20 protein-coding genes are annotated in these 23529 nt (G+C 65.8%); 12 read left to right on the top strand and 8 right to left on the bottom strand.

The annotated features are described in order from the left end of the window. The first annotated feature begins 3 nt into the window (after positions 1-3). The 6 genes from IE097_RS08130 to IE097_RS08105 all read left to right on the top strand — a co-directional run bounded on the left by IE097_RS08130 (position 4) and on the right by IE097_RS08105 (position 7643). On the top strand, positions 4-477 hold the full coding sequence (locus IE097_RS08130) for a surface-adhesin E family protein (RefSeq protein WP_189459779.1): 474 nt from the start codon (positions 4-6) through the stop codon (positions 475-477). 5 nt (positions 478-482) lie between these two features. Then, positions 483-2558, top strand: coding sequence for a glycine--tRNA ligase subunit beta (glyS, locus tag IE097_RS08125; RefSeq protein ID WP_189459778.1), 2076 nt, complete (start codon positions 483-485; stop codon positions 2556-2558). A gap of 64 nt (positions 2559-2622) precedes the next feature. Continuing rightward, the gene (gene gmhB / locus IE097_RS08120; RefSeq protein WP_189459777.1) at positions 2623-3162 is read left to right on the top strand and encodes a D-glycero-beta-D-manno-heptose 1,7-bisphosphate 7-phosphatase; all 540 of its coding nucleotides are present in this window, start codon (positions 2623-2625) and stop codon (positions 3160-3162) included. A gap of 222 nt (positions 3163-3384) precedes the next feature. Continuing rightward, complete coding sequence (locus tag IE097_RS08115) at positions 3385-4113, top strand: lysophospholipid acyltransferase family protein (RefSeq protein ID WP_189459776.1); 729 nt, start codon at positions 3385-3387, stop codon at positions 4111-4113. After that, the gene (locus IE097_RS08110) at positions 4114-4791 is read left to right on the top strand and encodes a M48 family metallopeptidase (RefSeq protein WP_189459775.1); all 678 of its coding nucleotides are present in this window, start codon (positions 4114-4116) and stop codon (positions 4789-4791) included. 185 nt (positions 4792-4976) lie between these two features. Next, positions 4977-7643: a family 20 glycosylhydrolase gene (locus IE097_RS08105; RefSeq protein ID WP_189459774.1), complete on the top strand. Its 2667-nt coding sequence runs from the start codon at positions 4977-4979 to the stop codon at positions 7641-7643. Positions 7644-7725: 82 nt separating this feature from the next. Here the strand turns inward: IE097_RS08105 and IE097_RS08100 are convergent, their stop codons facing one another. Next, entirely contained in the window at positions 7726-10497 is a 2772-nt protein-coding gene (locus IE097_RS08100; protein ID WP_229797494.1) for a glycosyl hydrolase family 18 protein, read from the bottom strand. A 333-nt stretch (positions 10498-10830) separates the two neighbouring features. Next, positions 10831-12363 carry an MFS transporter gene (locus IE097_RS08095; protein WP_189459773.1) on the bottom strand — a complete coding sequence of 511 codons (1533 nt, stop codon included), beginning with the start codon at positions 12361-12363 and terminating at the stop codon, positions 10831-10833. A gap of 228 nt (positions 12364-12591) precedes the next feature. Between IE097_RS08095 and IE097_RS08090 the strand changes: the two genes are divergently transcribed. Beyond that, positions 12592-13239, top strand: coding sequence for a TetR/AcrR family transcriptional regulator (locus IE097_RS08090; protein ID WP_189459772.1), 648 nt, complete (start codon positions 12592-12594; stop codon positions 13237-13239). A 91-nt stretch (positions 13240-13330) separates the two neighbouring features. On the opposite strand, the gene IE097_RS08085 is transcribed toward IE097_RS08090, so the two are convergent. The 6 genes from IE097_RS08085 to IE097_RS08060 all read right to left on the bottom strand — a co-directional run bounded on the left by IE097_RS08085 (position 13331) and on the right by IE097_RS08060 (position 18128). Beyond that, complete coding sequence (locus IE097_RS08085) at positions 13331-13582, bottom strand: DUF2798 domain-containing protein (protein ID WP_189459771.1); 252 nt, start codon at positions 13580-13582, stop codon at positions 13331-13333. A 176-nt stretch (positions 13583-13758) separates the two neighbouring features. Next, the gene (locus IE097_RS08080; protein WP_189459770.1) at positions 13759-14262 is read right to left on the bottom strand and encodes a heme-degrading domain-containing protein; all 504 of its coding nucleotides are present in this window, start codon (positions 14260-14262) and stop codon (positions 13759-13761) included. After that, positions 14259-15299, bottom strand: a complete 1041-nt coding sequence (locus tag IE097_RS08075) for an oxidoreductase (protein WP_189459769.1) — start codon at positions 15297-15299, stop codon at positions 14259-14261. Before IE097_RS08075 ends, IE097_RS08080 begins: the two co-directional genes overlap by 4 nt. Further along, complete coding sequence (locus IE097_RS08070; RefSeq protein ID WP_189459768.1) at positions 15292-16047, bottom strand: DeoR/GlpR family DNA-binding transcription regulator; 756 nt, start codon at positions 16045-16047, stop codon at positions 15292-15294. The genes IE097_RS08075 and IE097_RS08070 overlap by 8 nt, the downstream gene beginning before the upstream one ends. Positions 16048-16104: 57 nt before the next feature. After that, the gene (locus tag IE097_RS08065) at positions 16105-16680 is read right to left on the bottom strand and encodes a hypothetical protein (protein WP_189459767.1); all 576 of its coding nucleotides are present in this window, start codon (positions 16678-16680) and stop codon (positions 16105-16107) included. Positions 16681-16808: 128 nt separating this feature from the next. Next, a complete protein-coding gene (locus IE097_RS08060) occupies positions 16809-18128 on the bottom strand; it encodes a deoxyguanosinetriphosphate triphosphohydrolase (protein WP_189459766.1) in 1320 nt (439 codons plus the stop codon). Positions 18129-18313: 185 nt separating this feature from the next. On the opposite strand from IE097_RS08060, the gene IE097_RS08055 reads away from it, so the two are divergent. The 5 genes from IE097_RS08055 to IE097_RS08035 all read left to right on the top strand — a co-directional run bounded on the left by IE097_RS08055 (position 18314) and on the right by IE097_RS08035 (position 23505). Then, entirely contained in the window at positions 18314-19402 is a 1089-nt protein-coding gene (locus IE097_RS08055) for an ABC transporter ATP-binding protein (protein ID WP_189459765.1), read from the top strand. A gap of 12 nt (positions 19403-19414) precedes the next feature. Further along, a complete protein-coding gene (locus tag IE097_RS08050) occupies positions 19415-20341 on the top strand; it encodes an ABC transporter permease (protein ID WP_189459764.1) in 927 nt (308 codons plus the stop codon). Next, positions 20331-21110 carry an ABC transporter permease gene (locus IE097_RS08045; protein ID WP_189459763.1) on the top strand — a complete coding sequence of 260 codons (780 nt, stop codon included), beginning with the start codon at positions 20331-20333 and terminating at the stop codon, positions 21108-21110. The genes IE097_RS08050 and IE097_RS08045 overlap by 11 nt, the downstream gene beginning before the upstream one ends. Before the next feature lie 149 nt (positions 21111-21259). Then, on the top strand, positions 21260-22321 hold the full coding sequence (locus IE097_RS08040; RefSeq protein ID WP_189459762.1) for an ABC transporter substrate-binding protein: 1062 nt from the start codon (positions 21260-21262) through the stop codon (positions 22319-22321). A 125-nt stretch (positions 22322-22446) separates the two neighbouring features. Next, positions 22447-23505: a polyamine ABC transporter substrate-binding protein gene (locus IE097_RS08035; RefSeq protein WP_189459761.1), complete on the top strand. Its 1059-nt coding sequence runs from the start codon at positions 22447-22449 to the stop codon at positions 23503-23505. The last annotated feature ends 24 nt before the right edge of the window (positions 23506-23529 follow it).

Below are 23529 nucleotides of genomic sequence, written 5' to 3'. Positions count from 1 at the left end.
GCAATGAAGGCGCTTGCGCTGTGCCTGCCCTTGCTGCTCGCCGCCTGCGGCGACTTCGAGGACGGCACGCGCGGGCCGCAACCGGTGCCGGGCAGCAGTGCCGACTGGCGCAACTACGGCGAACCCGACGGCATGAAGGTCGATGTCGACGTCAATTCGATCTCGCACCGCGACCGTGCGGGCAGCACCCAGTACACCTATGTGTGGATGCGCCAGACCTTCGCCGAAGACCAGATCGACGGCGAATCGAAAGGGCGTTACCGGGTCAAGTACGCGCGCCAGGCGATCGACTGCCCGAGCGGGCGGATGGCCGGCATCGCCGTGTCGTTGCGAACGCCCGACGGTGAGGAAATCGCCCGTTACGACGTTCCCGGCTTCCAGTGGGAATTCGCTGCACCCGAGCCCGACAGCTACGGCGCCGATTTCGTGCGTCAGGTCTGCAAGATGATGGCCGACAAGGCCCAGAACAAAGAGTGATCGTCATGTCCGATACCCAGTCCAGCAAGACCCTGTTGATCGAACTGTTTACCGAAGAGCTGCCGCCGAAGGCGCTCAAGAAGCTGGGCGACGCGTTCGCCCGGTCGATTTTCGACGAACTTGCCAAGCTCGGCTTCGTTGCCAAGGGCGGTGATTGCCACCCGTTCGCCAGCCCGCGCCGGCTGGCGGTGACGATTCCGGACGTGCTCGCGCTCCAGCCCGAGCAGCAGATCGAACGTCGCGGCCCGGCCGTCGCCTCCGGCTACAAGGACGGCCAACCGACGCCGGCGCTGGCCGGTTTCGCCCGTTCGTGCGGCGTCGAGATTGTCGCGCTCGAGCAGGGCTCGGACGGCAAGCAGGACGTGTTCATTTTCCGCAGCGTGAAGGCCGGTGAAACGCTGGCCAACGTGCTGTCCGGGCTGATCGAAGCCGCGCTGAAGAAGCTGCCGGCGCCGAAGATGATGCGCTGGGGCGATCGCGACGGCCAGTTCATCCGTCCGGTGCACGGTCTGGTCGTGCTGCACGGCAGCGATGTGGTGCCGGCCAAGGTGCTGCACCTCGAGTCGGGCCGTGTCAGCCAGGGCCACCGCTTCCTGTCCAAGGGCGCGGTAGAGTTCGCCGGTGCCGACGAGTATGCGAAGAAAATCTACGAGGAAGGCAAGGTCGTCGCCAGCTTCGCCGCGCGTCACGAGCTGGTCGTCGACCGCCTCAAGGCTGCTGCCGCCAAACTGAACGCGACGATTGCCGCCGACGACGCGCTGTTCGACGAAGTGACCGCGCTGGTCGAGTGGCCGGTGGTGCTCGAAGCCGGCTTCGAGGCCGAATTCCTCAAGGTGCCGCAGGAATGCCTGATCCTGACGATGCAGCAGAACCAGAAGTACTTCCCGCTGCTCGACCAGGCCGGCAAGCTGATGAACCGCTTCCTGCTGGTGTCCAACCTCGAAGCGGCCGACCCGAGCCACATCATCACCGGCAACGAGCGCGTGCTGCGCGCGCGGCTGTCGGACGCGCAGTTCTTCTATGCGCAGGACCAGAAGAAGAAGCTCGAATCGCGCGTCGAAGGGCTGCGCAGCGTCGTCTACCACAACAAGATCGGCACCCAGTACGAGCGCGTCGAACGCCTCGTGAAGCTGGCCGGCGAAATCGGCCCGGCGCTCGGCGCACAGCGCGCCGATTGCGAACGCGCCGCAAAGCTGGCCAAGGCCGACCTCGTGTCGGACATGGTCGGCGAGTTCCCGGAACTGCAGGGCACGATGGGCCGCTACTACGCGCAGATCGACGGTGAGAACGCCGCGGTCGCCGACGCGATCGAGCAGCACTACCGCCCGCGCTTTGCCGGTGACGCGCTGCCGGAAGGCCCGGTGGCGCAGGCCGTCGCGCTGGCCGACAAGCTCGAAGCCATCGTCGGCATCTACGGCATCGGCCTGATCCCGACCGGCGACAAGGACCCGTTCGCGCTGCGCCGCGCCGCACTCGGCGTATTGCGCCAGCTGCTGGTGCTGCCGCTGGACCTGAAGTCGCTGCTGACCGCGACCGCCGCGACCTTCCCGAACGGCGTGATCAGGGACGGCACGATTGCCGGTGTCCAGGGCTTCATGCTCGACCGGCTGAAGAACTTCCTCGCCGCCGACTATCCGGTGGCCGACATCGACGCGGTACTGGCGCTGAACCCGGAGCGTTTCGACGACGTCGTCCAGCGCCTCGACGCGGTTGCCGCGTTCAAGGCACTGCCGGAATCGGCTGCGCTGGCCGCCGCCAACAAGCGCATCCGCAACATCCTCAAGAAGGTCGACACCGCGCTGCCGGCGCTGAATGCGGCGCTGTTCGACAGCGAGGCCGAAAAGGCGCTGTTCGCGGCGTTCGAAGCCGTGACGCCGCAAGCCGAGGCTGTGCTGGCCAGGCAGGACTTCACCGGCGCCCTGAAGGCACTGGCTGCGCTGAAGACGCCGGTCGACGCGTTCTTCGACGGCGTGATGGTGATGGCCGACGATCTCGCCGTGCGCGGCAACCGTCTGGCGCTGCTGTCGGCGCTGGCCGGGCTGATGAACCGCGTTGCGGAGTTGTCGCTGCTTGCCGATTAAGCGCCGACCGAACCCGGGGGGCGAGCATGCCCCCTTGCCGTGGATGCCCGCAACGGAGGGGCCGATGAAGCTGCTGATTCTGGACCGCGATGGCGTGATCAATCACGACAGCCCGGACTACATCAAGTCGCCGGACGAGTGGATTCCGATCGAGGGCAGTCTCGATGCGATCGGTGCGCTCACCCGTGCCGGATGGACGCTGGTGGTGGCGACCAACCAGAGCGGCATCGGCCGCGGCTATTACGACGTGGCGACGCTGAACCGCATCCACGCCAAGATGCACCGGCTGGTCCACGACGCCGGTGGCGAGATCGACGCCATCTTCTTCTGCCCGCACATGTCGGAAGCGCAATGCCGCTGCCGCAAGCCGGCGCCGGGCATGGTGCTCGACATCGCCAAGCGCTTCCACGTGTCGCCGACCGAGTTGTGGATGGTCGGCGACAGCCAGCGCGACCTCGAAGCGATTGCCGCCGCAGGGGGCAAGCCGCTGCTGGTGCGTACCGGCAACGGCAAGAAGACCGAAGGCAAGAACTGCCTGCCGCCGGGAACCCGGGTGTTCGACAATCTGGCGGCGGTGGCCGACTGGCTCCAGCGTCTCGGTTAAGCGCGACGAATAAAACCCTGCTGGCGGCGTTGCGCTCACTTGCCGGTTTGTACTGTTGTGACCGGAGGGAGTCCCCGTGGGACGTTTCGCGCACCTTGCCAGCGCCGCTGCGCTGGGTTTTCTTCGTCGCACCGGCCGCGCACCTTTCACGGAGAAACGGTCGCGCGCTACGTGGTGCTTTGATGTTCTCGATTAACTTTTGATATCTGACACGGACCGGCAATGATCTGGATTCGCTCCATCCTCTACTGGCTCGGCATGGCGATCATCACGCCGCCGTACGCCATTTTCTGCATTCTGATCCTGCCGCTGCCGCCGGTGCTGCGCACGCGGCTCATCACCGGCTGGAGCCGGGTGCTGCTGTGGTGGCTCGGTGTGACCTGCGGCCTCAAGGGCCGGATCGTCGGCAAGGAAAACATTCCGGCCGGGCCGGCGATGATCGTCTGCAAGCACCAGTCGGCATGGGAAACGATGGCGCTGCAGATGGTGTTTCCGCCGATGGTCTTCGTGATCAAGCGCGAACTGCTGAAGCTGCCGTTCTTCGGCTGGGGGCTGAAGGCCACGTCGCCGATCGCGATCGACCGCGCCAACCGCTCGGAAGCGCAGCGCATGCTGATGGAGCAGGGGCAGGACCGGATCAGGCACGGTTACTGGATCACGATCTTCCCCGAGGGCACCCGCATTGCGCCGGGAGAACGCGGCAAGTACAAGCCCGGCGGTGCCCGGCTGGCGATTTCGCTGGGCATTCCGCTGGTACCGGTGATGGTCAATGCCGGCGAATACTGGCCGCGCAACTCCTTCCTCAAGCATCCGGGCACGATCACGATGAAGATCGGCAAGCCGATCGACACCGCCGGCCGCGACCCGCTCGAGCTGACCCGCGAGGTCGAGGACTGGATCGAAACCGAACTGGCCGCGATGCCCGATCGCGGACCCTGCTTTCCGAAGTAGATGAGCGAGCGGCGCGTACGCCACCCGGGCGGCGAAATCGCCTACACGGTGAAGCGCAGCGCCCGCCGCCGCTCGATCGGCCTGAAGATCGATGCCGGCGGCCTCAGCGTCGCGCTGCCGGCGCACGCCAGCCTCGCCGACGCCGACCGCGCCGTGCTGGGGCGGCTTGACTGGATTCTCAAGCACCTTGCCAGGCGACCGGCCCCCGCGCCGGCGCTGGCCGACGGTGTCAGCATCGGCTGGTTCGGCAAGCCGGTGCGCATCGTGACGGGGGGCACGCGCACCGGACTGATCGACGGTGCGCTGCACGTCGCCGGCCGTGACGACACGCTGGCACCGGCGCTGGCCCGGTTCCTGCAACGCACCGCCCGCGCCTATTTTGCCGAACGCGTGCCGCTCTGGTCCGGGCGGATGGGGCTGCAGCCGAGCCAGCTCAGGCTGACCTCGGCCGGTACGCGCTGGGGCAGCTGTACCGCCGCCGGCGCGATCCGACTGAACTGGCGGCTGGTGCAGGCGCCGTTCGACGTGATCGACTACGTGATCATCCACGAGCTGGCCCATCTGGCCGAGCTCAACCATTCGCCGCGGTTCTGGGCCATCGTCGCGCAGCACTGCCCGGCGTGGAAGTCGCAGCGCGACTGGCTCAAGCAGCATGGTCACGTGCTGCTCGGCTGGTAGTCGTCCTTCATGCCGTTACGGAATTAATTACTTACAATCTGCCTTGCATTTCCCTCGTCTTGATCTTGAACAACGACGTGTAAGCTTTGTGGGTGCAACCTTGTTTGCGGGAGGCGGGGCTGATTCAGTCCTGCTGCAGTCGATCAGTCCGGGTCACAAGCCCGGATGCAAGCAAGGAAAAGCAGATGAAAAGCAAACTGACATTGATGATGGCCAGCATGGCGTTTGCCGGCTTCGCATACGCAGGTTCCGGTGCGCAGCAACAGGTGGATACCATCGCCAGCCAGCTGGGCATCAAGGTCACCATGCTGGGCAACAGCCAACCGGCCAAGGAATGCTCGGCACTCGGCGCCGACTGGGCATCGTGCTACAAGCTGAATGTCACCTTCGATGCCGCCAGCGACATCACGGGTTCGGACTGGGCCATCTATTTTTCCAGCATCCGCCGCATCCTCCGCGTCGACAACGACCAGTTCAGGATCACCCACCTGACCGGTGACCTGTACCGCCTCGAGCCGACCGACAAGTTCAAGGGCTTCACCAAGGGCAAGCCGGTGCAGCTGGGCCTGATCGGCGAATACTGGCAGGTGTCGATGTACGACACGATGCCGCGCTGGTACGTGACCTCGGGCGACGCGAAGCCGAAGGTGATCGCCAGCACCGATACCGAAGAACTCAGCAAGTTCATGACCCCGCTGACCGTGGCCGACGCCAAGCGCTCGGCCGGCGACAACAACGTCGTCATGACCGCCGCCACCCGCTACGACGCCTACAAGGCCACGCCGCTGCTGCCGGCGCAGGACATTGCCGCACGCATCATCCCGGCACCGGCTGCACAGAAACTCACCGGCAAGACGGCCGACCTGTCCAAGGGCATCAAGCTCGATACGCGCGGCCTCGACAAGGCCAGCGTCGATGCACTGCAGTCGCGCGCCAGGGAAATCGGCGTCACCACCGGCAGCTACCCGGTCACCGTGCGCATTGCACCTAAATCGCTCAAGGGCGATGCGGCCAACGCCGAGGGCTATTCGCTGGTGATCACGCCCAAGGGCGCGCAAATCGTCGGCTATGACGCTGCCGGTGCGTTCTACGGCGTGCAGTCGCTGCTGTCGCTGGTCCCGACCCAGGGCGCCAAGGCCGTGCCGACGATGGAAGTCGCCGACGCGCCGCGCTTCGGCTATCGCGGCTTCATGATCGACACCGCGCGCAACTTCCGCAGCAAGGCCACCGTGCTGGCGGCGATCGACCAGATGGCCGCGTACAAGCTCAACAAGCTGCACTATCACCTGTCCGACGACGAAGGCTGGCGCCTGCAGATTCCGGGCCTGCCGGAGCTGACCGACGTCGGCGGCAAGCGCGTCCACGACCTGACCGAAACCAGGGGCCTGCTGCCGCAGCTGGGCCAGGGGCCGGACAGCAACAATGCCGGTTCGGGTTTCCTGACCCGTGACGATTTCATCGAGATCCTCAAGTACGCCCACGCCCGCAACATCGAAGTGATCCCGGAAATCGACATGCCGGGCCACGCCCGTGCCGCCGTGGTTTCGATGGAGGCGCGCTACAAGCGCCTGATGGCCGAAGGCAAGCCGGAAGCCGCCAGCGAGTACCGCCTCGTCGATCCGAAGGAAACCTCGAACATCACCGGCGTGCAGTTCTACGACCGCCTGTCGACGCTGAACCCGTGCCAGCCGTCGGCACTCAAGTTCACCGACAAGGTGATCGGCGAAGTCGCCCGGATGTACCAGGATGCCGGCATCAAACTCGAATCGTGGCATTTCGGCGGTGACGAAGCGAAGAACATCTTCTTCGGCGCCGGCTACGCCGACAAGAACGCCCCGGCCAAGGACAAGGACGGCAAGGGCTGGATCGACATGTCGAAGCAGGACCACCCGTGGGCCAAGTCGCCGGCCTGCCAGGCGCTGGTCAAGTCGGGCAAGGTGGCCGACGTCGAACACCTGCCGGGCTACTTCGCCCACGAAGTCAGCACCCTGCTGCCGAAGTACGGCATCAGCAACTTCCAGGCGTGGCAGGACGGCCTGAAGCATGCGCCGAACGCCAAGGACTTCGCCGCCAAGAACGTGCGCGTCAACTTCTGGGACACGCTGTACTGGGGCGGGGCCGACTCGGTGGTCGAATGGACCAACAAGGGCTACGGCGTGGTGATCTCCAACCCGGACTACGTCTACCTCGATTTCCCGAGCGAGGTCGATCCGATGGAAGGCGGTTACTACTGGGGTGCGCGCGTCAACTCGATAAAGAAGATCTTCAGCTTCGCGCCGGCCAACCTGCCGCAGAACGCCGAAACTTCGCTCGATCGTGACGGCAACGCCTTCGAAGCCAAGGCCAGCAAGCCGATGCCGCCGGTCGTGGGCCTGTCGGCGCAGGAATGGGCCGAAGTCGTCCGCACCGACACCCAGTTCGAGTACATGGTGTTCCCGCGGCTGATCGCCGTGGCCGAGCGTGCCTGGCACCAGGCGGGCTGGGAGCGTCCGTACACCGTCGGCGAACGCTACAAGTCCGGCGAAACCAAGCTGGTGAACACCAAGGCGCTGAACGCCGACTGGGAGACCTTCGCCAACGCCGTCGGCCAGCGCGAACTCGCCAAGCTCGACAAGGCCGGCGTCGGTTACCGCCTGTCCATGGTCGGCGCCAAGGTCGTCGACGGCAAGCTGGCCGCCGTGACCGAACTGCCGGGCGTGAAGATCCAGTACTCGCTCGACGCCGGCAAGACCTGGCAGGCGTACGACGCCACCAAGGCCCCGGCCGTGGCCGACGTCAACGCGGTCCAGGTACGCAGCGTCAGCTTCGACGGCAAGCGCTTCGGCCGCGCCAGCGGGCTGATCGCCAAGTAAGCGTTTCGGCTCGAAAGAAAAACGCCCCGGCATGCCGGGGCGTTTTTTCGTCCGGCGCAGGGGCGCCGGAGTCGTGTCGTGCTTAGAACTTGCCGACCGGGTAGAGCGGGTGCTCCTGCTTGAGCGAGAACGCCTTGCCGTTCACGATCAGCTGATAGTTGCTCGGTCCGGCGATCGGCAGACGGTAGGTGATCTTGATGTCCTTCACCGCACCGACCGCCAGTTTCGGCAGCGTGTAGTCGACGGTGTGGAAATCACCCTTGAGGCCGCCGATGTTGTTGCCGGTATGGCCCGACGTCACCGTCATGCCGCTGGCTTCCAGGTTGTCCGGCGCCGAGGTCGGATACTGGAAACGCAGCACGCTGCCGGCCGGGATGATGGCGCCGGTGTTGTTGACGATGTGCAGCTTCGGAGCGATCGGGAAGTTGTCGTCGCCCATCGCGAACGCCGTCAGCGAGGCCGACACGTCGACGACTTCGGCCGGCATGGCGGTGTTCGACAGCGTGTTGCCGTACGGCGTGGCGCTGCGGAAGTTGCTGGCCAGCAGACGGGTCAGCGTCGCGCCCGGCACGTACTGGCCCTTGCTGCCGGTCAGTGTCGTGCGGTTGGCATCCCAGTCGTAGTCGCCGGCCAGTTCCCAGTTCATCGCACCGCCGACGCCGTTCTTGATGATCCAGTCGGCCTTGGCCTGGATCGACTGCTCGTCCTCGGTCGACAGGAACACCTTCTTCTGCGCATTCCACAGCCACGGCGCCACGAGGGTGCTGTCGTAGTAGCGCGTGTAGGTGCCGGTCAGGTCGCTGGCCGCGAACTTGTACTGCGACAGGTAGTCGGCGGCAATGCCCTTCTCGAGGTTCTTGGCGTGCCACATCGGGTTGGAGCCGGCATCCTCGATGCTGCCCTTGTCATCGACGTCGAACCAGATGTTGTCGACACCGGCTGCGCCGACGCCGCATGGCGCTTCGACGCCAACCGGGCACGTATTGGTCTGCGAGGTGCCCCACAGGCCGTTGTTGCCGCCGGTCACGTCACGCCAGCCACGGGTGTAGAACGGAACGCCGACGTTGACCCGGCCTGCCGGCATGCCGCCACGGTAGTAGTGGTAAGCCCAGTCGGTGTTCAGGTAGCCGATGTTCTTGTACTGCGCGTCGCCGTAGACGTTCCAGAACGCCAGCTCGCCGTCCTTGCCGTCATCGAACAGCGCGGCGTTCGGGCCGACGAACTGGTTCCACGTGCCGTGCAGGTCGTAGCTCATCACGTTGACGAAGTCGAGGTAGGCCAGCGACTGGAAGGCTTCCATGCCGCGCAGCAGATAACCCGACGCCGGTACGGCGGCCGACAGTTCGTAGTACTTGCCGTCGGCGACCGAGGCCGCGTTGAGCTTCTCGCGCAGGACGCGCATCAGCTCGCGGTAGCTGGCCTGCAGACCCTTGAGGCGCGGGCTGGCGACGGTGAAGTCGAGCGGGTTGCCGGCGTTGGTCAGCGAAGTCGGGTACTCGTAGTCGATGTCGACACCGTCAAAGCCGTACTGGCGGATGAAGGCCACGGCCGAATCGGCGAAGGTGTTGATGCCGGCCGTGTTGACCGTGGCGTCGGCATTGGTCGACATCGCGTAGAAACCGCCCGATGCGACGCGCTTGCCGTCGGCACCGAAGTAGCCGCCGGTTTCGGCCCAGCCGCCGATCGACACCAGCGTGCGCACGTTCGGGTACTGCTTCTTGAACTTGTTCAGCAGGTTGAAGTGACCGGTGTACGGCAGCGACGGATCCATCTCGGCCCCGGCGACACCCGGCCAGCTCATGTCGGTCGACTCGTTGCCGGCGACGTCCTGATTGACCGAGACCTTGTTGTTGCCGTCGATGTGCGCGAAGGCGTAGTTGATGTGGGTGAGTGCATCCCACGGAATGTCGCTGGCCAGATAGCGCTGCAGGCCATCCTTGCCGGTGCGCCAGTTGGTGAAGTAACCGATGTTGCGGCGCTGCAGACCGTTGGCCAGCTTTTCGCGGCCGGTGCTGTCGTAGACGAGGCAGTACGGCACGTTGGCGACCTGAGACACGGCCAGCCCTTCCGGACGGCAGGCATCGTTGCTGCCCGACGGTGTCGGTGCGGGCGTCGGCGTCGGAGTCGGTGTCGGAGTCGGAGTCGGAGTCGGAGTCGGAGTCGGAGTCGGAGTCGGAGTCGGAGTCGGAGTCGGAGTCGGAGTCGGAGTCGGAGTCGGCGTCGGCGTCGGCGTCGGCGTCGGCGTCGGAGTCGGAGTCGGCGTCGGCGTCGGCGTCGGCGTGGCCGAGCAGCTGCCACCGGCCTTCCACAGCGTCGTGCTCGATGCCGGGTTCCAGTTGGTCCCGACGTAGGCGTAGTGCGTCGTCAGGGCGGTGTAGGTGTTGCCGTTGTAGCTGACCACGTCGCCGGCGTTGTACGGCCTGGTGTTACTCTCGGCCCAGACCGCGCAGCTACCGGGTGTCGGCGCCGGTGTCGGTACGGGCGTCGGTGTGGGGGCGGGCGTCGGCACCGGAGTAGGAACCGGGGTCGGCGTGGGTGCGGGCGTCGGCGCCGGTGTCGGGGCGGGCGTCGGCGTGACCGCGCCGTCGCACACACCCTTGTCGGCCCAGACGCCGTTGGCGCCGGACTTGCTCGGGTCTTCGTTCTGGGTCCACCACTTGTTCTGGTACAGATGGTTGGCCTGGGTGACCGAGGTACCGCCAGCGGCGTAGACCTTGGTCGCATCCCAGGCCGCAACGCCGGTACACGACACGGCGAGCGCCGTGGCAGGGATCACCGAGCCGGCAAACGCGGCAACGATGGACAGGGCCAGTACACGGCCATTGGACGGCAAGCGTCCGGATTTCGATTTCATGCAGCTCATCTCCTACCTGCTTGAATTGGATGAAGTTCAACGCAGGCCGAACATTCCGGTTTGAGTAAGTTTTTTCCGGTGTCAGGCTTGCGCGACGCAGCATTATTTTCGAAAGATGGCGTGTCAATCGCTGTCGGGTCGGGCGGAGCGAACGGCGGGCTGGCCGGTGTGCCGCCACGTCGCCGGGGCATCCGGCAGGGCAATGGCGGCCGTCTGCCGGACCGGGGCTTCCGGGGGCAAGCGGCGCAAAGCCCGATGCCCCGGCATGCCGGGGCATCGGGTGTCGTCGCCTGGATGGCGAGGCTGACCGAAGGTCAGACCAGGCGTCGATACTCAGCCGTTTGCTTGCGGCGCCAGCGTCGCGCCCGCTGCCTGTCTGGCGTGGGCATGGCGCAGGGTCACGAAGGCGATCAGGCCCGAGATCAGCGTCAGCGCGGCGAGCACGAACGCCATCTGCTGGAAGGCCTTGCCGTAGATTGCCAGCCAGACCGACGGGTCATGGCCGGGCAGGGCGGTCTGTGCCTGGGCGATGTCGCCCGCGGCCAGCGTATTGGCGATCGATACGACTGCAATGTGGTTGCCGAACTGCTGAGCCAGCCCGACCTGCAGCAGCCCGATCAGGACGACGCCCGAAATCGCCAGCCCCAGCGATTCGCCGGCGACCCGTACCGTGGTGAAGAACCCGGTTGCCATGCCGGCGCGCTCCCTGGCGACCACGCTGATGGCCAGATCGTCCATCAGTCCCCAGGGCAGGCCCGCACCGACGCCGATCAACAGCATCGGCCAGACGAAATCCGCAGCCGGTGCGCCGGGCGCCACGGTCGCCAGCCACAGCAAGGCGGCGGTCGAGATGGCAAAGCCGACCGCGCACAGGCTGCTGGCCGCAAACCAGCGTGTAAGCAGCGCACCGAGGAAGGGCACGAACAGCATCGGCGCCGAGAGCGGAATCATCATCAGTCCGGCGCGTACCGGGTCGTAGCCTTCGACGCCGATGAAGCGGACCGGCAGGATGATCAGCGGCACGACGAAGCTGAACGCCGTGCCCAGCGGCAATGCCTGCGCCCCGAGGAAACGCAGGTTGCGGAACAGGCGCAGATCGAGCATCGAACGCGGATGCAGGCTCTCGACCTGGATGAAGACCGCGAGGAACACGGCCGCGCCCAGCAGCAGGGCGACCACCAGCGGGCTGCTCCAGCCGCGTTGCGGGCCCTGCATGATGCCCAGCGTCAGCAGCAGCAACAGGCCGGTGAAGGTGACCGTACCCCAGAGATCGACGCCCCTGGCGTCTGGGTCGCGTGATTCGTGCATGCGCGGCACGCCGAAGAGCAGCACCAGCAGGCTGATCGCCACATTGGTCAGGAAAATGCTGCGCCAGCCGAACTGCTCGATCAGGAAGCCGGCCCAGACCGGGCCGAACGCGAGGCCGATGCCGAAACTGGTGCCGAGCAGGCTGTAGGCCTGCGTGCGCTGCTTGCCGTCGAACTCGTGCGCCAGCGACGCCGAGCCACCGGCCATCGCGGTCGCGGCGGCGATGCCCTGCAATGCGCGCAGCGTGATCAGCGAGGGCAGGTCCGGCGCCAGACCCTGCAGCAGCGACAGGGCCCCGAAGGCGGCGATGCCGTTGCGGAAGACGCGCTTGCGGCCGAACCGGTCGGCCAGTGCGCCGGCTGCCATCACCACGCTGCCGAAACTCAGGATGAAGCCGTTGACGACCCAGGCCAGTGCGGGCGTGCTGCCGCCGAGGTCCCGGCTGATGGCCGGAATCGCGATACCCGGCGCGGTAAAACTCAGCGGCAGCATCATGCCGGCAAGGCAGACGGCAGCCAGCACGAGCCACTTGCCGTAGGGATGGGGATGAGCAGACATCGTAGGAACTCCGGTGGTTTCGGTCTGGACAGACCGGCTTGGCGCGGAACGAAACGGGACGACGATCCGGTTCGCATTATTTGTATCGATCGATACAAATATGATTGGGGCATCCCGATCGGCCTGTCAATTTATTTCTGTTATGATCGTTACAGAAGTGTGACCGGTCGCTGTCCTGCCTTTCAGGCATCCCCCGTCGCACTGGTGGATGAAACCGGGAGACCGTACATGGCCGAGCGAGGACGCCCGCGCTGTTTTGACCGCGAACTGGCCTTGCGCCGGGCCATGGCCATTTTCTGGAAGCACGGTTACGAAGGCTCGTCGCTGGCGTGCCTGACCGATGCGATGCAGATCAACTCGCCCAGCCTGTATGCGACGTTCGGCTCGAAGGAGGCGCTGTTCAAGGAAGCGCTCGACCTGTACGACCGCGAAGCGGGCTCGCCGGTCGCCGAGATACTGCAGAACACCCCGTCGGCACGCGAAGCGGTTGCCGGCCTGTTGCAGGCCAGCGCCAGATGTTTCTGCGAGCCGGACCGGCCGGCCGGCTGCATGGTGCTGCTGTCGGCGCTCAACTGTACGCCGGCCAATGCCGGCGTCTGGCAGCACCTGCACGAGCGGCGGCTCCGTTCGGATGCACTGCTGAGGGCGCGGCTGGTGCGCGGTGTGGCGGACGGCGACATTCCGGCAACGGCCGATGTGCAGATGCTGGCGACGTTCTATATCGGCATCCGTCAGGGCATGTCGATGCAGGCGCTGGATGGTGCCGGTTACGACGTGCTGCTCGGCATGGCCGGCGCCGCGATGGCGGCATGGGATGTCCTGGTGAGCGGCGCGCCGCCGCAGCCGGTCCCGACGCCGGCATCCGGGACCGGCTGAGGCGATGCAGGGGGCCGCCCTGCCGCACGTTTCACACCAATGAACAACGCCCCGACTTGCCGGGGCGTTGTTCATTCGGGTCTATGCGGGATCACGCAGCCCGGACGATCAGCATCGTCAGCCGGCGCACGACCGGCAGTACCAGCAGCAGTACCGGAAACGCGACCAGCCACGACAGCCCCCAGGCGCCGAGCCAGACCTGCGGAAAGCCGGCCGGGCCGATGCCGCGCAGCGTACTGATGACCGAGACGATGCACGTCATCAGCAACGACAGCAGCAGCGGCATGACGATGCCGGCGTAGCGGGCGGGGAGTTTGCGGAACGAGGATTGCGGAGAAGACATGGAAGCTCCATAAGCCGGCAGAACAAGGCGCCCCTTCCGGCGGGCGGAAGGACACAACCCCGGCAAATGCCGGCAGAAGTTGGCGCGTTGCTTGACGTAAACGCTTACGGCGGCTTCCCGTGGGAGGCGCAACACCGATGCTAGGGGCAAAGACAAGGGCGTGGCAAGCCGGCGGCTCAGTCCGGCAGGGCGAGCGCGGCCGGGTCGATGCCGAGGTATTCGGCAATCACCGCGACCACCACCCCGTGGTCGTCGCGCTGCGGCAGACCGGAGATCGCGATGCTGCCGACGATGCCGGTGCCCCGGACCGCCAGCGGAAAGGCACCGCCGTGGGCGGCGTAGTCGCGCTCGGCCAGCGCATGCTTGCCGGCGAGGCTGTCGCCGTTTCCGGCGAGCTTGAGGCCGATCGCATAGCTGCTGCGACCGAAATGCCAGACCGTGTTGCGCTTGCGGCGCAGCCAGTCGGCGTTGCTCGGCGCGGTGCCGGGCATGGCGAAGAAGAACAGCGGACTGCCGTTCTGCCAGATCTCGATCGCCACCGGCGTGCCGTACGCGGTGGCGGCATCGCGCAGGCGGCTGCCGAGTTCGAACGCGGTGTCGGCGTCGAAGCGTTCGAACTGCAGCAGTTGTTCCTGTTCGGCAATCAGCGCCAGATCGGCGTCGATGGCGGCGGCGCTCATGGCAGTGCCAGTTCGCGGCGTTCCGCTGCGGCACGGATGGCCAGCTCGATCACCTCCATGACGAGGATGGCCTCGGCAGCGGGCACCGGGTTCGGACTGCCTTCGACGATCGCGTCGCGCACGCCGGCGTAGTAGTGGCGGTAGTCGCCGGGCAGCGTGGCGACCGGTTCGACGTGCGGCGCATCGGCATTGCCGACATAACGGACGCCGTGCTGGTCGTCGATGCCCCAGCCCTTGCAGCCGGGCTGCCGGCCGGCCTTGAGCTGGTCTTCCTGTACGTCGAGGCCGTGCTTGATGAAGCTGGCGGCGGTGCCGTGCACGACAAAGCGCGGGCTGCCGCCGGGAACGAGGACGCTGCCGTGCAGGATCACGCGCGTCTTCGGATAGCGCAGCAGCACGTGGAAGTAGTCGGTGGCCAGCGCGCCGTCGCGGCGGCGGTTGAAGTCGGCAAAGACGGCATCGGGTTTGCCGAACAGCTGCAGCGCCTGGTCGACGATGTGGGGGCCGAGGTCGTACCACAGCCCGGCGCCCGGCACGTCGGCTTCGCGCCAGCGTTGCCGTACCTGCGGGCGGAAGCGGTCGAAATGCGACTCGAACTGCACGACGTCACCGAGCTTGCCGGTATCGATCAGCGTCTTCAGCGTCAGGAAGTCGGCGTCCCAGCGGCGGTTGTGGAACACCGACAGTACCCGGCCGGCCTTGCGGGCGATCGCTTCGAGTTCGCGCGCTTCGGCGACGGTCACGGTGAACGGCTTGTCGACGACGACATGCTTGCCGGCGTCGAGTGCGCGCCGGGCCAGATCGAAGTGGGTGTCGTTCGGTGTCGCGATCACGACCAGGCCGATCGCGGGGTCGGCCAGCACGGTGGCGACGTCCGCATGCACCGCGACTTGCGGCCAGTCGGCGGCGACCTTGTCCCTGCTGCTCGACACGATGGCCGCGAGCGACATGCCGGGTATGCCGGCGATCAGCGGGGCGTGGAAGGTCTTGCCGGCGTAACCGTAGCCGACGAGGGCAACGTTGAGGGAATCAGCCATGCTGGGTCTCCGTGAGCAGGGTCAGGGTCGTCGTGGGCGCGACGGGCAGTTGCGGGTCGCGGTCGGTGAAAATGCGTTCGAAGGCGTCCAGCGGCGCGACGGCATACGGCGCGTGTTCGCCGAACTTGCTGTGGTCGGACACCAGCCAGCGGCGGGCGCTGCCGGCGATGAAGGTGCGCTTGATCGCGCCGTCCGATTCGTCGCTGGCGGTGACGCCGAGCACCGGATGGATCGCGCAGGCGCCCATGATCGCCAGATCGGCGCGGTACTGCTGCGCCATGGCCAGCATGGTCGCGCCGCGGAACAGCCGCTGCGAGGCGTCCCATTCGCCGCCGAGCAGGATCAGCTTCACCTGCGGGCGTTCGGACAGCAGCTGGGCGATGTCGAGCGAATGCGTGATCACCGTCAGCGCCACGTCGGGGAGGGCCTGCGCGACGGCCAGCAGCGAATTGCCGGCGTCGAGCATCAGCGTCTGGCCGGGTTCGACCAGCGCGGCCACGCGCCGGCCGAGTGCCTGCTTGACCTCCGGCAGCACCGCGGCGCGGGCGCTGCGGCGCATGTTGGGGACGTCGAGCGACAGCGCGCCACCGTGGGTTTTCTGCAGCAGGCCGAGCGCGGCCAGCGTGTTCAGGTCACGGCGTACCGTGTCGTCGGACACGGCGAGGGTGGCGGCGAGTTCGGTGACGCTGGCGCGTCCCCGGTCGGCGAGCAGGGCAACGATGCGTTGCTGGCGTTCATGCGTAAACATGCCGCCACTATGCGCTGCATTGCGGTTTTTTGCAAAGTAATGCGGTTATTTGCGGATTTATTCAGGTGTTAGCAGCCCGGACCGCATCGTCTTCGCTGCATCGGGCGCGGTGAAGACCGGCAAGGCGTTGCGGACCGGTGCGGCGACCGCCGGCGCCGACGAGTGGCTGGGCGCCGGTTTCGAGGCCGCGTTGACCGCAATGCTGCGCAGCTGCAGCCAGTCGGTCCGGAATGCGGCGAACGTGCTGGCATCGAGCCGCGCGGGTTTGCCGCGAATGTAGCGGGCGCCGTCGCAACGGCTGCCATCGGCCTTCCATGACAGCCGCGCGGTATGGGCGACAACGCGCTTGCCCTGCTGCACGGTGCCGAAGCTGCGCACGTAGCGCAGCGTATCGCCGCTGCTGTAGTAGCGGACCGACGTGCGCCCTTCATCGCGGGTTTCGACGATCAGTTCGCCGGCATCGCTGCTGGCACGGGTGATCTTGCGGTCGTCGCCGGCACCGACCGGCCGGGCGGTGGCGCCGGCGTTGTCGATGCGGGCACTGAGGCCGAGTGCGTCCTTTTCGCAGGACGGCGCGGCGAGTACGGGCAGGGCGGCCATGCTGGCCAGCATGGCGAACAGAAAGCGGGTCATCCGGTGGATCTCGTAAACGGACGTAACCCGGGATGGTCTCATCCGGCGCCGGGCAAGTTCCCGTCACAAAGCCGCTTGCCGACCGGCGTCCAGTCTGCCCTGAATGGATGGCCCCCCGGGGGCGGCGCTCAGCGGCCCATGCCGCCGACCTGCTGCGCCAGGTAGGTCGCGTAGTTGTCGGTCATGCCGCCGATGAAGTCGAGCACGCGCTGGTAGGCGTCGTACAAGGGCCATTCCTTTTTCGGCGCGTTGTAATCCATCAGGTCGAGCACCCGGCGCATCCGGAACGGCAGCTCGGGGCTGACCTTGAGCTGGTAGGCCGCGTTGCAGAAGGCGTCGAGCAGGATGTCGAGGCAGGTGAACGAACCGACCTCGATCTCGATCTTGCGGCGTTCGTTGAAGATGCGGTCGCGCGCCAGCTGCTTGGCTTCGAGAATGCCGTGGCGCATCGCCGCCGGACAGTCGTTGAGCAGGTCGCCCTGATAGCTGCCATCCATCAGCCGGCCGTACTGGGCGAGAAAGGTCGCGGCGACGTCGCGCACGCAGCGGTCGACGGCCTTGCCGCGCAACAGCGAAATCTTGCGGCGCACGCTCGGTGCGGCCGAGACTTCCAGCGCCAGCAGGTCGCGCTCGCCGCCGGCGATCTTCATCAGGATCGGCTCGACCGTTTCGTAGGCCAGCATGCCGATCTCGATGCCGTCCTCGAGGTCGAGAATCGCGTAGCAGATGTCGTCGGCCGCTTCCATCAGGTAGGAGAGCGGATGCCGCGCCCAGCGGCCCGGTGCCAGCTCGGGCAGGCCGAGCTCGGCGGCCACCTGCTGCAGTTGCGGCAGCTCGCTGGCATAGCAGCTGTACTTGCCCTTGGGGCCGGCGTGTTCGCTGGTCCACGGATACTTGAGCGTGGTGCCGAGCGTCGCGTAGGTCAGGCGCAAGCCGCCCTCGAAGCGGTGGTTTTCGAGCTGGGTGATGATGCGGAAGCCCTGCGCGTTGCCTTCGTAGGTGCTCAGGTCGCGGCGCTCGTCCGGGGCGAGGTTCTGCAGCAGGTAGGCGTGCTCGTCGCGGCGGAACCAGTCGCGGATCGCGTATTCGCCGGCGTGGCCGAACGGCGGGTTGCCGATGTCGTGCGCAAGACATGCGGCCTGGACGATGGCGCCGAGGTCGTACGGGTTGACGTGTCCGGGCAGCCGGTCGCGGATCGCCTCGCCGACCAGGACGCCGAGCGAGCGGCCGACGCAGGCCACCTCGATGCTGTGGGTCAGCCGGGTGTGGACGTGGTCGTTCTCGGTCATCGGGTGGACCTGGGTCTTGCGGCCCATGCGCCGGAACGGCGAGCAGAACACGATGCGGTCGTGATCCTTGTGGTAATTGCTGCGGCCGGCCTCGATCGGCGTGGCCCGATCGGTGCCGAGCCGGTCGGCGGAAAGCAGTCGTTGCCAGTCCATGGTCATGTTGTCGGTCCGCATCACAATGGTGCCGATTATACGGGCGCATGCCCCGCGGCATGCCGCTGCGGCGGCGCATCCGGGCCGTGGAGCGGAAATCCGGCGCAATCCCTTGTCTTTGTTGGTAAAAACGCCTGTCCCCGGGGGGGGATCTTCGCTAAACTACGGGCCGTTTTTTCTCGGGGAACAACATGGCGCTCTTGGAGATCCGCGACGTGGTCAAGACCTTCGGTGATTTCACCGCGGTCAACCATGTCAGCCTGTCGGTCGAGGCCGGCGAATTCTTCACGCTGCTCGGTCCGTCCGGCTGCGGCAAGACCACCTTGCTGCGCATGCTCGCGGGTTTCGAACAACCGGATTCGGGGCAGATCCTGCTCGACGGCAAGAACGTCGCTGGCGTGCCGCCGGAAAAGCGCCCGGTGCACACGGTGTTCCAGAGCTATGCGCTGTTCCCGCACATGACCGTCGCGCAGAACATCGCCTTTCCGCTGAAAATGGCCAGGGTGCCGCAGGCCGACATCAAGGCGCGTGTCGACGAGGTGCTCGACGACGTGCGGCTGACCCAGTTCGCCACGCGTTTCCCGCACGAGCTCTCGGGCGGCCAGCGCCAGCGTGTCGCCATTGCCCGCGCGCTGGTGAACCGGCCGCGCCTGCTGCTGCTCGACGAGCCGCTGTCGGCGCTCGACGCCAAGCTGCGCGAGGAAATGCAGATCGAACTGATCAATCTGCAGAAGGAAGTCGGCATCACCTTCGTCTACGTGACCCACGACCAGGGCGAGGCGCTGGCGCTGTCGCACCGGATCGCGGTGATGAACAAGGGGCAGGTCGCCCAGCTCGACGTGCCCGAGACGATCTACAGCTACCCGAACAGCCGCTTCGTCGCCGACTTCATCGGCCAGTGCAACCTGCTCGACGCGACCGTCGTTGCGATCGACGACGGCAAGATGAAGCTCGAGATCGAAGGCGTCGGCATCGCCGAAGCACTGCCGGTGGCGGGCGCCGCCGTGGGCGCCAGGGGCACGCTGACGCTGCGGCCGGAGAAGATCAAGCTCGGCGCCTCCCTGCCGGCCGGCGACGACCACGAAGTGCATTTCAAGGGCAAGGTCCACGACTGCCTCTTCCTCGGCGACGTGACGATCTACATCGTCGAGCTCGACAACGGCACGCTGGTCGAAACCATGCTGCCGAACGCCGCGTCGGGCCGTGCACGCTTCTTTGACGACAACGACCAGGTCGAACTGGCATGGCGTTTCGACGCCGGCCACTTCGTCCTCGCCTGACGGGACCCGGCAATGCGCAACAACCGCCTGGCCAAGTGGCTGATTTCCGGACCGCCGCTGCTCTATCTGCTGCTGTTCTTCGCGATTCCGTCGGCAATCATGGCGTTTGCCGCGTTCCGTTTTCCGGGCGACTACGGCGGCCTGCTGCCGCTGATGGACGTCAACCCGGACACCGGCAAGACCGAGTTGCTGATCAACGCGGCCAACTTCCGCGAGTTCCTGACGCTCGAAAACTTCGCGCGCTTCTTCCAGGAGCCGGTGTTCTTCGAGCTGTTCATCAAGTCGTTCTGGTACGCCGGGCTGACGACGGTGATCTGCCTCGTGCTGGCCTATCCGCTGGCGTGGCTGATTGCACGCAGCCCGAAAAAGCACCGCGACCTGCTGGTGCTGCTGGTGATCCTGCCGTTCTGGAGCAACTTCCTGATCCGCGTCTACTCGTGGATGATCATCCTCGGGCCGCAGGGCTATTTCGCCAGGTCGATCAATGCCGTGCTCGGCGTCATCGGCGTCGGTCCGGTACAGCTGCTGTTCAGCCACTTCGCGGTGATCCTGGTGCTCGTGTACGTGCACCTGCCGTTCATGGTGCTGCCGCTGTACGCCAACCTCGAAAAACACGACATGAACCTGCTCGACGCGGCGCAGGACCTCGGTGCCAATGCCTGGCAGCGCTTCTGGCGCATCACCTGGCCACTGTCGCTGCCCGGCGTGTGGGCCGGTGCGGCACTGGTGTTCATTCCGGCGCTGGGCATGTTCGCGGTGCCCGACCTTGTCGGCGGGACCGACGGCATCATGATCGGCAACCTGATCAAGCAGCAGTTCCTCGACAGCCGCGACTGGCCGTTCGGCTCGGTGCTGTCGATCATGCTGACGCTGGCGGTGCTGATGCTCGCCGGCCTGGCAACGCTGATCGGCCGGGGAGGCAAGCGCAATGCACTCTAAGCAATCGAAATGGCTGTGGGGCGCGGCCGGGCTGGTCTACCTGTTCCTGTACCTGCCGCTGATCATCGTCGTCGTCTATTCGTTCAACGACTCCAAGCTCAATGCGGAATGGGTCGGCTTCACGTTCAAGTGGTACGAGATCCTGTTCAACGACGCGCAGATGCTCACCGCGGCGCGCAACACGCTGATCATCGGTCTGGTCACCTCGGTCTGCTCGACCGTGCTCGGCACGCTGGCCGGGGTGGCCATGTACAAGTACAAGCTGCGGCTCTTGCCGGTGCTGGTGCTGACGCCGATCGCGATCCCCGAAATCCTCATGGGCGTCTCGCTGCTGATCTTCTTCGTCATGCTCAACATGACGCTGGGTCTGGTGTCCGTGACGCTGTCGCACATCGCCTTCTGCATCGGCTTCGTGGCCATCGTCGTGCGGTCGCGGCTGCAGGGCATGGACGAGTCGCTGGTCGAGGCCGCGCGCGATCTCGGCGCGACGCCGGTACAGGCGTTCCGGCTGGTGACGCTGCCCTTGATCATGCCCGGCATCATTGCCGGCGCGCTGATGGCGTTCACGCTGTCGATCGATGATTTCGTCATCACCTTCTTCACCGCCGGCGCCGGTGCGTCGACGCTGCCGCTGCAGATCTACTCGATGATCCGCATCGCGGTGACGCCGGAAGTGAACGCGATCTCGACGCTGCTGATGCTGCTGACACTGGCGCTGATCGTCATCGCCAGCAAGGTCGCGCCGGGCGCGATCAAGGCGCAGTCCTGAGATGCCGACGGTCATGCGCAACCCGCTCGAACTGCTCTGGGTGGATTTCTGCCCGGACTGAACCCTGTCCCCGCCTCCGGGCGGGGTTTCCCCTGACGTGCGGATGGACCGCACCGGCCTCGTGCCACTTTTTTAAAGGCGATGTGCTGATGAAAAAGCTGCTTCTTCCCCTGTTCCTTGTTTCCAGTCTTGCCGCTCATGCCGAGGGGGTCATGCACCTCTTCAACTGGAACAACGCCGTCTCGAGCGACACCATCAAGCGCTTCGAGGCCGAGTGCAAATGCAAGGTGCAGGAGACCTACTACGGGTCGATGGAAGAGGCGCTGGCCAAGCTCACCGCCGGTGCCAAGGGCTTCGACGTGATCGGCCCGTCGAACTACGGCATTCCGCCGCTGGCCAAGCTCGGCCTGCTGCAGCCGCTCGACAAGGCCAAGCTGCCGAACATCAGGAACCTGAACCCGGCGTTCGCCAACACGCCGCTCGATCCGAACAACCAGTACTCGGCGCCGTACGACTTCACCGTGACCCTGGTCGGCTACAACGCCGACAAGCTCAAGTCGCTCGGCATCGATCCGACCAGTTGGGCGGTGGTGTTCGATCCGAAGCTCCTCGCCAAACTGAAGGGCAAGGTCACCGTGCTCGACGATCCGCGCGAAGTGATCGCCGCCGCGCTGCGCTACAACGGTTTTTCGGCCAATTCGCAAAAGCCCGAAGAGCTGAAGAAGGCCGTCGCGACGATCAAGGCCGCCAAGCCGTACTGGGCCGCGTTCAACAGCCAGAGCTACATCAAGGAACTGACGCTGGGCAACATCTGGGTCGCGCTCGGTTACTCGAACGACCTGTTCCAGGCCAGGCAGGACGCGATCAAGGCCAAGCGGGCGTTCAGGATCGACTACACGCTGCAGAAGGAAGGCAACGGCATGACCGCGGATTCCTTCGTGATCCACAAGAACGCGCCGCGTCCGGATCTGGCGCACCAGTTCATCAACTTCATGCTCGACGGCAAGAACGCCGCCGGCATCACCAACAACGTCGGCGCCGGCAATCCGAACGCGGCCGCCAAGCCGTTCATCGACAAGGCGCTGCTGGCGGTGCCGGCGATCAATCCGGACGCCGAACAGGTCAAGCAGCTCGAACAGCTGACCGACCTGAACGCGGCCACCCGGCGTGCATGGAACCGCGCCTGGACCGACATCAAGGTCGGCGGCTGAGTCCGGCCTGACACGGTGTCGCAAGCCCGGTCGTGACGTTTGCAAACACGGCGGCTTGCGGCATCATCTGCTTCGTCGATGCGGTGCGGGAGTACCGCGATTTTTTCGGAAAACACGGAAAAAACATGAAAAAACTGCTGCTGGGCTTGCTTCTCACCGCCGGCGTCGCCCAGGCCGACGACGTGCTGCACCTGTACAACTGGAACAACTACATCGCACCGGAAACGGTGAAGCGCTTCGAGGCCGAGTGCAAGTGCCGCGTGGTGCAGGACTACTACGGCGCGATGGAAGAAATGCTCGCCAAGCTCGCGGCCGGCGCCAAGGGCTACGACGTCGTGGTGCCGACCGGTTTCGCGATTCCGCCGCTGGTGAAGCAGAACCTCGTGCAGCCGCTCGACAAGGCCAAGCTGCCGAACGCCAAGAACGCCAACGCCGCGTTCCTGAACAGTGCCTACGACAAGGGCAACCAGTATTCGCTGCCGTACTCGTTCACGACCACGCTGGTCGGCTACAACGACGCACGCCTGAAGGAAGCCGGTGTCGATCCGACGTCGTGGTCGGTGATTTTCGATCCGAAGGTGCTCGCCAGGATCAAGGGCAAGGTCACCGTGCTCGACGACAGCCGCGAAGTCTTCGCCGCCGCGCTGATGTACAACGGTTTCTCGGCCAACTCGGTCAAGCCGGAAGAGCTGAAGAAGGCCGCTGCAACGATCAAGGCCGCCAAGCCGTTCTGGGCCGCCTTCAACAGCCAGAGCTATATCAAGGAACTGACGCTGGGCAACATCTGGGTCGCCCACGGCTACTCGAGCGACATGTTCCAGGCCGCGCAGGATGCCAAGGCCGCAAAGCGCCCGTTCAACGTCAACTACACGCTGCAGAAGGAAGGCAACACGCTGTCGGTCGACAATATGGTGATCCTGAAGAGCGCGCCGCGCCCGGATCTGGCGGTCAAGTTCGTCAACTTCATGCTCGACGGCAAGAACGCGGCCGAACTGACCAATATGGTCGGCACCGGCAACCCGAACTCGGCGGCCGCACCGTTCGTGAAGCCCGAAATCAAGAAGATCAGCGCGGTCTTCCCCGATGCCGAGGCGATCAAGAAACTGCAACAGCTCAACGCACTCGAGGGCAAACAGCTGCGTGACCTGAACCGGCTGTGGACCGAAGTGAAGACGTCCAAGTAATGGAGCCGACGGGGCGAGGCGACT

Origin of the sequence: Jeongeupia chitinilytica (assembly GCF_014652315.1) — a bacterium.
In the GTDB taxonomy this organism is placed as follows: Bacteria; Pseudomonadota; Gammaproteobacteria; order Burkholderiales; family Chitinibacteraceae; genus Jeongeupia; species Jeongeupia chitinilytica.
The sequence above is the reverse complement of the archived record's forward strand: the minus strand, read 5'-3'. Positions and strand labels throughout refer to the sequence as shown.